This is a genomic window from Streptomyces sp. NPDC007346, assembly GCF_040703535.1.
GTDB lineage: Bacteria > Actinomycetota > Actinomycetes > Streptomycetales > Streptomycetaceae > Streptomyces.
In genome coordinates this window covers 1-8,293 of sequence record NZ_JBEYKR010000215.1, presented here as the reverse complement: position 1 = coordinate 8,293, position 8,293 = coordinate 1, and the positions used below count along the sequence as shown (strand labels likewise).

At 73.9% G+C, this 8,293-nt stretch carries 9 protein-coding genes and 1 pseudogene; all 10 read left to right on the top strand.

Annotated elements, in window-relative coordinates; genetic code table 11:
* Positions 1-518 precede the first annotated feature (518 nt).
* The 10 genes and pseudogenes from AB0917_RS32305 (at position 519) to AB0917_RS32260 (ending at position 8,140) form a co-directional block, all read left to right on the top strand.
* Positions 519-1,229, top strand: coding sequence for a hypothetical protein (locus AB0917_RS32305; protein ID WP_366823267.1), 711 nt, complete (start codon positions 519-521; stop codon positions 1,227-1,229).
* An 82-nt stretch (positions 1,230-1,311) separates the two neighbouring features.
* Positions 1,312-1,737: a phage tail protein gene (locus AB0917_RS32300; protein ID WP_018509801.1), complete on the top strand. Its 426-nt coding sequence runs from the start codon at positions 1,312-1,314 to the stop codon at positions 1,735-1,737.
* 46 nt (positions 1,738-1,783) lie between these two features.
* Positions 1,784-2,506, top strand: coding sequence for a LysM peptidoglycan-binding domain-containing protein (locus AB0917_RS32295; RefSeq protein ID WP_366823265.1), 723 nt, complete (start codon positions 1,784-1,786; stop codon positions 2,504-2,506).
* Positions 2,503-4,272, top strand: coding sequence for a VgrG-related protein (locus tag AB0917_RS32290; protein ID WP_366823264.1), 1,770 nt, complete (start codon positions 2,503-2,505; stop codon positions 4,270-4,272). The genes AB0917_RS32295 and AB0917_RS32290 overlap by 4 nt, the downstream gene beginning before the upstream one ends.
* A gap of 98 nt (positions 4,273-4,370) precedes the next feature.
* Entirely contained in the window at positions 4,371-4,688 is a 318-nt protein-coding gene (locus AB0917_RS32285; RefSeq protein ID WP_366823263.1) for a PAAR domain-containing protein, read from the top strand.
* A 131-nt stretch (positions 4,689-4,819) separates the two neighbouring features.
* On the top strand, positions 4,820-5,248 hold the full coding sequence (locus AB0917_RS32280; protein ID WP_366823268.1) for a GPW/gp25 family protein: 429 nt from the start codon (positions 4,820-4,822) through the stop codon (positions 5,246-5,248).
* Complete coding sequence (locus tag AB0917_RS32275) at positions 5,248-7,209, top strand: putative baseplate assembly protein (RefSeq protein ID WP_366823262.1); 1,962 nt, start codon at positions 5,248-5,250, stop codon at positions 7,207-7,209. The genes AB0917_RS32280 and AB0917_RS32275 overlap by 1 nt, the downstream gene beginning before the upstream one ends.
* The gene (locus tag AB0917_RS32270) at positions 7,206-7,796 is read left to right on the top strand and encodes a phage tail protein (protein WP_366823261.1); all 591 of its coding nucleotides are present in this window, start codon (positions 7,206-7,208) and stop codon (positions 7,794-7,796) included. The genes AB0917_RS32275 and AB0917_RS32270 overlap by 4 nt, the downstream gene beginning before the upstream one ends.
* 4 nt (positions 7,797-7,800) lie before the next feature.
* Positions 7,801-7,866: pseudogene (locus AB0917_RS32265) on the top strand (zinc ribbon domain-containing protein); the annotation flags it as partial.
* 55 nt (positions 7,867-7,921) lie between these two features.
* Entirely contained in the window at positions 7,922-8,140 is a 219-nt protein-coding gene (locus AB0917_RS32260) for a hypothetical protein (protein WP_366823269.1), read from the top strand.
* The last annotated feature ends 153 nt before the right edge of the window (positions 8,141-8,293 follow it).

Sequence of the window (8,293 nt, the reverse complement as noted above, 5' to 3'; positions counted from 1 at the left end):
CGGCGCCCGGCGCCACCGTCCAGCGCGCCGTGCACGCGGACCCCGCGCCCCGGCGCACCACCGGCGACGGCAACACGCCCCGGGCCACCGCTGCCGAGAAGGCCACGCCCGGCACCGATGGCCCTCGCCGGAAGACGCCCAAGGGCGACGTCGAGCGCGCCGGGAAGAGCGGGCCCTCGGTCGGCAGCGCGCTGATGCGGCTCGTACAGCGTCGTTCGGTTCGGGGCTCGGCAACATCGCCGTCGCCGTCACCGTCCCGCCCCGATATCCGTACGGCAAGAAGCACAGGGAACGCGGGGAACACAGGGCACGCGGGGCACGCGGCGAACACAGGGCACTCAGGAAACGGCCAGCAGGAACCGCTGCCCCCGGCGTCAACCCCCGCGCCGGGCGGCGTGTCCGGCCACCGCAGCGCGCAGCCGCCCACCGTCCAACTCGCGCCCTCCTCACCGGCCGCCCCGTCGATGCCCCCGCAACGGGCTCAGCAGGCACAGGCGTCCGTGGAGGCACAGACGTCGATGCCCATGCCTCCCGTGGCCTCCACCGCACCCACGACACCCACGGCACCGACCGCACCCACGCCCGCCACCGCATCCCCCCGGCCCAACCCGGCCACCCCGGCCGCTCCGGCCGCCCGCCCCCGCCCGGTCCCGGTCCCGGTCGTCCGCCCCCACCCCCCAGCGGCGCCCCCGCCCGGGGCCACCGTCGTCCCCGTCCAGCGGATGCCGCTGCCCGTGGTGCCCGACCCCGCGGGCCCCCCACCCGCAGGCCCGGCGCCCGGCGGCGACGCCCCCCTGGCCGGGCCGCCGGTCCTCTCCGTACGGGTTCCGCCGCGCGCGCACTCCCCGTCGGCCTCCGGGCCGAGCGGTCCCGGCGCCACGGAGCGCCCTCCGACGCAGGCACAGGTGCTGCAACGCGCGGCGGCCCAGGCGGGCATCGCCGCCGGCGTCCCGGTGAAGGCGGTCCCGCCCAAGGGCGCGCGGAGCGGCACACCGGGCGGCACACCGAAGGCCGTTCAGCGCACGGACGACGGCAGCTCCGGCTCCGCGTCCACCTCCGAGACCTCGACCGACAACGCGTCGCACACGGCGAACACGGCCAACCGGATCTCCGGGGCCGAGATCGAGGAGCTGGCCCGGCGTCTCCTCGACCCCGTGAGCCGGCTCATCCGCGCCGACATGCGCCGCGGGCGGGAGCGCGCCGGGCGGCTCCACGACGGCCGCCGCTGACAGCGGCCGCCCCGGCCCGGCACGCCCCGCAGGCCCCGCAGGCCCCGCACGAACAGCACCAGCAGAGAAGAAGAGAAACGGCATGACGGACAACATCTTCGCGACGAGCGTGTTCTTCAAGCTCGTGATCGGCGGCAGCGACCTGGGTGCCTTCCACACCTGCTCGGGCCTGGGCGCCGAGGTCGAGATGGAGACGTACGCCGAGGGCGGCAACAACGGCTTCACCTGGCAGCTGCCGGGGCGCATCACCTGGACCAACATCACGCTGACCCGCCCGGTCACCGCCGACACGATGAAGATCGCGCGCTGGCTGAACGAGACGATCCAGCGGGTCGAGCCCAAGGACGGCGAGATCGTCGCGCTGCGGCCGGACCTCAGCCGGATCATCAGCTGGCAGGTGCAGGGCATCGTCCCCGTGCGCTGGCAGGGCCCCTCCTTCGACCCCGCCAACTCCCAGGCGGCGATAGAGACGTTGGAGATCGCGCACGAGGGCCTGGAGCCCTCCTGATGGCCCGTCACCTACTCACCTCAGCAGACCAGGAAGGAGGAACGCCATGTCACCCGCTCTCCGTGCGAGCCGTGCGCGCGCCCAACTGACCATCATGGAACCGCCGTCGACCGTCGGCGCCAAGCCGGGCGGCACGCTCGCCCAGCTCACCCTCCAGTTCAACCCCTCGAAGCTGTCGCTGAGCAAGAGCACCGAGTGGCGGCGTACTCCGTCCCGGATGGCCGGGCAGTCCGCGCTGCCCGAGTTCGTCGGGAGCGGGCCGCGCTCGCTCTCCCTGGAGGTCTTCCTCGACGCGACGGCCACCCATGACAACTCCGTGGAGAAGGCGGTGGAGCAGCTGATGATCGCCTGTGTGCCCACGCCGACCAGCCTCGCGCGCAAGACGCCCGCGAGCCCCTGGGTGCGGTTCGACTGGGGGACGTCGAGGACCACGTCGTTCGACGGGGTGCTCTCCAACCTCTCCGTCTCGTACACCCTGTTCGACGTGGACGGGAAGCCGCTGCGCGCCACCTGCTCCCTCTCCATCGAGGAGGCGAGCGTCGATCCGGCGGGCCAGAACCCCACCTCGGGTTCGAAGGAGGCGCGGCGTACGCACCGGGTCGTGGCCGGGGACAGCCTGCCGCTGCTCGCCTGGCGCGAGTACGGCGATGCCACCGCCTGGCGCACGATCGCCGAGGCCAACGGCATCGACAACCCCATGCACCTGACCCCCGGCAGTGAACTCCTCGTGCCCGGCCTCGAGGACCACCTCGCGGAGGGCGGCCGATGACCTCCTCCGCACCGGGGCGTTCCTTCGCCGCCGATCCGATCGTGGAGATACCCGCCGAACTGCCGCCGGGCTGGGCCGCCCAGTTGGTGAGCTGTGTGGTCGACGAGAACGTCGGGCTGCCGGACACCGCCGTGCTGATGTACCGGGACCCGGACCACGATCTGCTCAGCGACAGCGGGATCACCCTCGGCACGCCCGTGAAGATCTCTGTCGTCACCGTGCAGGACAAGGCCCGTGAGCGGCTGTTCACCGGCGAGGTCACGGCGATCGAGCTGGACCACGACACCACCGGGACGTTCACCGTCGTCCGCGCCCTCTCCCAGGCGCACCGGCTCCAGCGCGGCCGCAAGGTGGTGGCGTACCGGAACATGAAGACGGCGGACATCGTCCGCAAGGTCGCCGCGGGTGCCGGGCTGACCTGCGGCAAGGTCGAGGCCGCGCCGATCACGTACAAGCAGCTGACCCAGCCCAACGTCTCCGACTGGGAGTTCCTCCAGCACCTGGCGGCCGAGAGCGGTGCGCAGGTGCGGGTCGACGACCAGGGCGTGCTCCAGTTCACCCAGCCCCAGCCGGCCTCCTCGGCACCCTCGCCCGACACCCGGGCCGCCCAGAACCCGATGGTTCTGGAGTACGGGGACAACCTGCTCGCGCTGCGGGCGGTGGTGACCGGCGCGGACGGGGCGGGCGATGTGGAGGTGCGCGGCTGGAACGTCGACACCAAGACGCGGCTCGTGGCGCGGGAGCAGGCCGTCCGCAGCGACACCGTGACGCCCGGGATGAGCCCGTCGGTGGCGGCCGGGGCGTTCGGCGCGAGCGCCCGGATGACCGTCGCCGACACGCCGTACCGGACCCAGGCGGAGACCACGGCCGTCGCCGGTGCGGTGGCGGCCTCGGTCAGCTCGGGGTTCGGGGAGATCGAGGCGGTCGCCTTCGGCAACCCGCAGTTGCGGGCGGGCGAGCCCGTGGCCCTCGGCAACGTCGGCCCGACCTTCTCCGGCCGCTACACCGCGACCGCCGCCCACCACGTCCTGGAACCGGACGGCGGCTACCGCACCACCGTCATCGTCAGCGCCTCGCCCGACCGTTCGCTGGCGGGGCTGACCGGCGGCGGGGCCCCCTCGCGCGGCCCCCGCATGCCGGGTCTCGCGATCGGTGTGGTCACCGACATCCGCGAGGGCAAGGGCCAACGGGGCTGGGTGCGGCTGAAGTTCCCGTGGCTCGACGACACCTATGTGACCGACTGGGTCCGTACGGTGCAGTGGGGCGGCAACGGCGGCGGCGGGGTGTTCAGCCCCGAGGTCAACGACGAGGTGCTGGTCGGCTTCGAGCAGGGGCTGCTGGACAGCCCGTACGTGCTCGGCGGCCTCTACAACGGGATCGACCGGCCCTCGGACCATGACGTACCCCTCGTCGACAAGACCAGCGGCAAGGTCAACCGCCGCTCCCTGGTGTCGCGTTCGGGCAACCGGCTGGAGCTGCTGGACACTCCGCGCGGCCCGTCCGGTGTCCGGCTGGCCAGTGGCAACAAGCGGCTGGAGGTCACGCTCGACGAGCGGAGGAACGAGATCGCGCTGACCGTGTTCGCCCCCGGCTCCCAGCGGCCGCAGAGCTGCGTGACGCTCTCCTCGTCGGGCATCACGCTCGACGCCGGTACGGGCGACGTGGAGGTGAAGGGGCGGTCGGTGACCATCAACGGAAAGACGGGGGTCACCGTGGACGGCGGGCTGCTCGCCGTACTCAAGGCCAAGCTCATCCGGATCAACTGACCTCCCCTGCCCATCGGCCACGCACGTCCCTGCCCATCGACCACACATGTCCCCGCACGTCCCCGCACGTCCCTTTCACAGCAAGGAGAACCCCGGCCATGCCCCCCGCAGCCCGCACGGGCGACAGCACCGCCCACGGCGGCCTCATCGGCACCCCGCCCCCGGGTGCGGTGGCCGTCGCCACCGTGCTGATCGGCGGCCGGCCCGCGGCCGTCACCGGGAGCCTGCACGTGTGCGTGGTCCCCCCGCACGCGGCGCTCGGGCCGGGCAACGTGATCATGCCCAACCCGATGGTGGCCGTCAGCGGTCCGGTGCTCATCGGCGGGCTGCCCGCCGCCCGCATGGGAGACAGGACCACCTGCGGCGCACCGGTCATCAGCGGCGCGCCGAACGTCCTGATCGGAGGCCCGGTGTGAGCGGCGACGGGTACACCGGGCGCGGTGGCGGATCCACCGGCCGGCGCGGCGGATCCACCGGCCAGGGCGGCGCACACACCGGACGCACCGGACACGGCGCCGGGCACGGCGCCGGACACGGCAGCGGGTACATCGCGCGCGGCAGCGGATTCATCGGGCGCGGCTGGGGCTTCCCGCTGCGGACCGGCGCGACGGGCGGGATCGCCCTGGTCGAGCGGGACAAGGAGATCGAGGAGGCCATCGGCCTGATCCTCGGTACGGCACCGGGCGAGCGGCCGATGCGGCCGGAGTTCGGCTGCGGCATCCACGACTACGTCTTCGCACCCGGCGACGGCGCGACCGCCGGGCGGATCGCCCAGGAGGTCCGCACCTCGCTGGAGCGGTGGGAGCCGCGCATCGAGGTGACGGACGTGGTGATCGCGTTCGACGCGATCGAGGAGGGCACGCTCTACATCGACGTGCGCTACACCGTCCGGGCCACCAACGACCTGCGCAACCTGGTCTTCCCCTTCTACACGATCCCGTCCGAAGAGGGTTCGCCGGAAGGAGAGACACGCTGATGGCCCTGCCCTCCCCCAACCTGGACGACCGCCGCTTCCAGCAGCTCGTCGACGAGGCCAAGCGGTACGTCCAGCAGCGCTCCCCCGAGTGGACCGACCACAACGTGTCGGACCCCGGGGTCACGCTGATCGAGACGTTCGCGTACATGGTCGACCAGTTGCTGTACCGGCTGAACCGGGTGCCGGACAAGAACTACGCGGCCTTCCTGGACCTGCTGGGCGTGACCCTGTTCCCGCCGACCGTGGCGCGGGCCGAGGTCGACTTCTGGCTCTCGGCGCCGCAGCCGGAGACCGTGCACCTGTCCGCCGGTACGGAGGTGGCGACCGCGCGCGGGGAGGCGGAGGAGCCGGTGGTGTTCACCACCTCCGAGGACCTGCCGATCGTGCCGAGCGAGCTGGTCCGGCTGGTCACCGCGCCGAAGACCGGCGACCAGACCGACCGCACCGGGCCGCTGGGGGCGGGCAAGGACATCCCGTGCTTCTCGCCGCACCCGGAGCCGGGGGACGCGCTGCTGTTCGGGCTGCCCACCGCCGTACCCCGGTGCATCGTCGCCGTACGCCTGGACAGCCGGGTGGAGGGCGTGGGCGTCGACCCGCGTCAGCCGCCGCTGGTGTGGGAGGCGTGGGACGGGGCCCGCTGGCTGCCGTGCGCGACCGGTGACGACAGCACGGGCGGGCTCAACCGGCCGGGCGAGGTCATCGTGTTCGTCCCGGCCGGGCACACCGCGTCCGTCGTCGCGGGCACCCGGGCGGGGTGGCTGCGCTGCCGGGTCACCGCGCCCGAGCCCGGCCAGCCGTTCTACTCCGAGTCGCCGACGATCCGTGAGGCCGAGGTGTTCACGGTGGGCGGTACGGCCGCCGTCGAGCACGCGGAGACCGTCCTCGACGTGCCGCTCGGGGTCTCCGAGGGCGTGGCCGGGCAGCGGTTCTCGGTGAGCCGGGTGCCGCTGCTGATGGACGGGGAGCCGCCGGTGGTCCAGGTGTCGACCGCCGAGGGGTGGCAGATCTGGACGCCCGTCGAGCACTTCGGCGCCTCCGCGCCCGGTGACCGGCACGTCCGGATCGACGCCGTCTCCGGCGAGTTCGCCTTCCCGCCGGAGGTGCGGGAGCCGGACGGCACGATGCGCGCGTACGGTGCCGTCCCGGAGAAGGGCGCCCAGCTCCGGGTCCCCCGCTACCGCACGGGCGGCGGCTCGGCCGGCAACGTGGCGCGGGGCGCGATCTCCGTGCTGCGCAGCTCGGTCCCGTACGTCGCGGGGGTCGGCAACCGGGAGGCGGCGACCGGGGGCGTCGACGGCGAGAGCGTCGAGAACGCCAAGGTCCGCGCGCCCAACATCCTGCGCGTGCAGGAACGGGCCGTCACCGCGCGGGACTACGAGCTCGTCGCCCGCGAGGCCGCGCCCTCCCTGCGCCGGGTGAGGTGTCTGCCGGCCGTGGCGGGCGAGGCCGGTGCGGTAAGGGTCCTGGTGGTGCCGGACGCGGTCGCCAACGAGGGCGGCCACCTCCGGTTCGAGCAGCTGATCCCCTCGGACCAGGTGCTCGCGGCGGTGGCACGGCGGCTGGACGAACGCCGTCTGGTGGGCACCCGGCTGGTCGTGGAGCCGCCCGCCTACCAGGGCGTCACCGTGGTCGCCCGGCTGGTCGCGGCCCCGGCCGACGTGGACCGGGTGCGCGCGGAGGCGCTGGAGGCCCTGTTCCGCCACATCGACCCGCTGCGGGGCGGTGCGGACGGTGCGGGGTGGCCGTTCGGGCGGCCCGTGCAGTACGGGGAGGTCTTCGCCGTGCTCCAAGGGGTGCGGGGGGCCGGTCTGGTGGAGGAGGTCCGGCTCTTCCCGGCGGACCCGATCAGCGGGCGGCGCGGCGGGGCGGTGGACCGGATCGACGTGGCTGCGGGTGCGCTGGTCTTCTCCCACCAGCACCAGGTGATCGTCACCCCGAGCGGGCCGGGTGAGGGGGCGTGAGCCGGGCCGCCGTACCCGGGCTGCCGAGCCGCTACCCGATCGGGGAGCTGCTGCCCGCCCTGTACGCGGACGACGACCTGGCCCAGCGGTTCACGGCCGGGCTCGACACCGTACTGGCCCCGGTCCTGTCCACCCTGGACAACCTGCCCGCCTACTTCGACCCGTCGCTCGCCCCGGCCGACTTCCTGCCGTGGCTGGCGACCTGGGTGGGCGCCGGCATCGACCCCGACTGGCCGCCGGAGCTGCAACGGGCGGTGGTGACGCGCGCGGTGGAGCTGCACCGGTGGCGCGGCACCCGACGCGGTCTTGTCGAACACCTCCGGCTCTGCTTCGGTGTCCACGCCGAGGTGCGGGACGGCGGGGGCGTGGCCTGGTCGGACCGCCCGGGTACGGATCTGCCGCCGCCCCCGACCGGTGAACTGCTCGTACGGGTCTGGCCGGTGGCCCCCGGAGTCACGGTGGACGCGAGCCGCGTCCTGGACGTCGTCACGGCCTCGTGCCCCGTCCACCTCACCTGCCGGGTGGAGATCCTGCCGGGCCCGCCCGACGAGGCGCCCGAAGCAACACCCGTAGAGACAGGAGGCTGACGCGATGCGCTCGTGTCCGGCGTGCGGTACGGCCAACCGCGAGGACGACGACTTCTGCGGCAACTGCGGGTCCTACCTGGGGTGGTCCTCGGAGACGCCTCGGGGTGGGGGTGGAGCGGGGGCCGGTGGGGGTGCTGGTGGTGGTGCCGGTGGTGCTGGTGCTGGTGCTGGTGCTGGTGCTGGGGAGGCTGGGCTTGCGGAGGAACCGGTGGGGCCTGTGGGGCCTGTGGGGCCTGTGGGTGCCGTGGGTCCCGACGACCGGGTCGGCCCGGTCGGCCAGGTGGAGCCTGTGGATCCGGTCGCGGGGCCTGCGGGCCCGGCCACGGAGCCGGCAGCCCGGGTGACCGGCCCTCCGCGCCCGGCCTCCGAACCGGTGCCCCCGGCGACCCCTCCCCCGCTCCCCGCCACCGAGCCGCATGAACTGGGGCACGCTGCGGGTATGGAACGACGACCTGATCGCCGCCGGCAGCGGATTCCCGCCGCACCCGCACCGCGAC

What these genes read in the sequence shown, in the direction of transcription:
- AB0917_RS32275 (WP_366823262.1), top strand. Translation starts at nt 5,248, where the DNA reads ATGGCCCTGCCCTCCCCCAACCTGGACGACCGCCGCTTCCAGCAGCTC.
- AB0917_RS32285 (WP_366823263.1), top strand. Translation starts at nt 4,371, where the DNA reads ATGCCCCCCGCAGCCCGCACGGGCGACAGCACCGCCCACGGCGGCCTC.
- AB0917_RS32300 (WP_018509801.1), top strand. Translation starts at nt 1,312, where the DNA reads ATGACGGACAACATCTTCGCGACGAGCGTGTTCTTCAAGCTCGTGATC.
- AB0917_RS32305 (WP_366823267.1), top strand. Translation starts at nt 519, where the DNA reads ATGCCCATGCCTCCCGTGGCCTCCACCGCACCCACGACACCCACGGCA.
- AB0917_RS32295 (WP_366823265.1), top strand. Translation starts at nt 1,784, where the DNA reads ATGTCACCCGCTCTCCGTGCGAGCCGTGCGCGCGCCCAACTGACCATC.
- AB0917_RS32290 (WP_366823264.1), top strand. Translation starts at nt 2,503, where the DNA reads ATGACCTCCTCCGCACCGGGGCGTTCCTTCGCCGCCGATCCGATCGTG.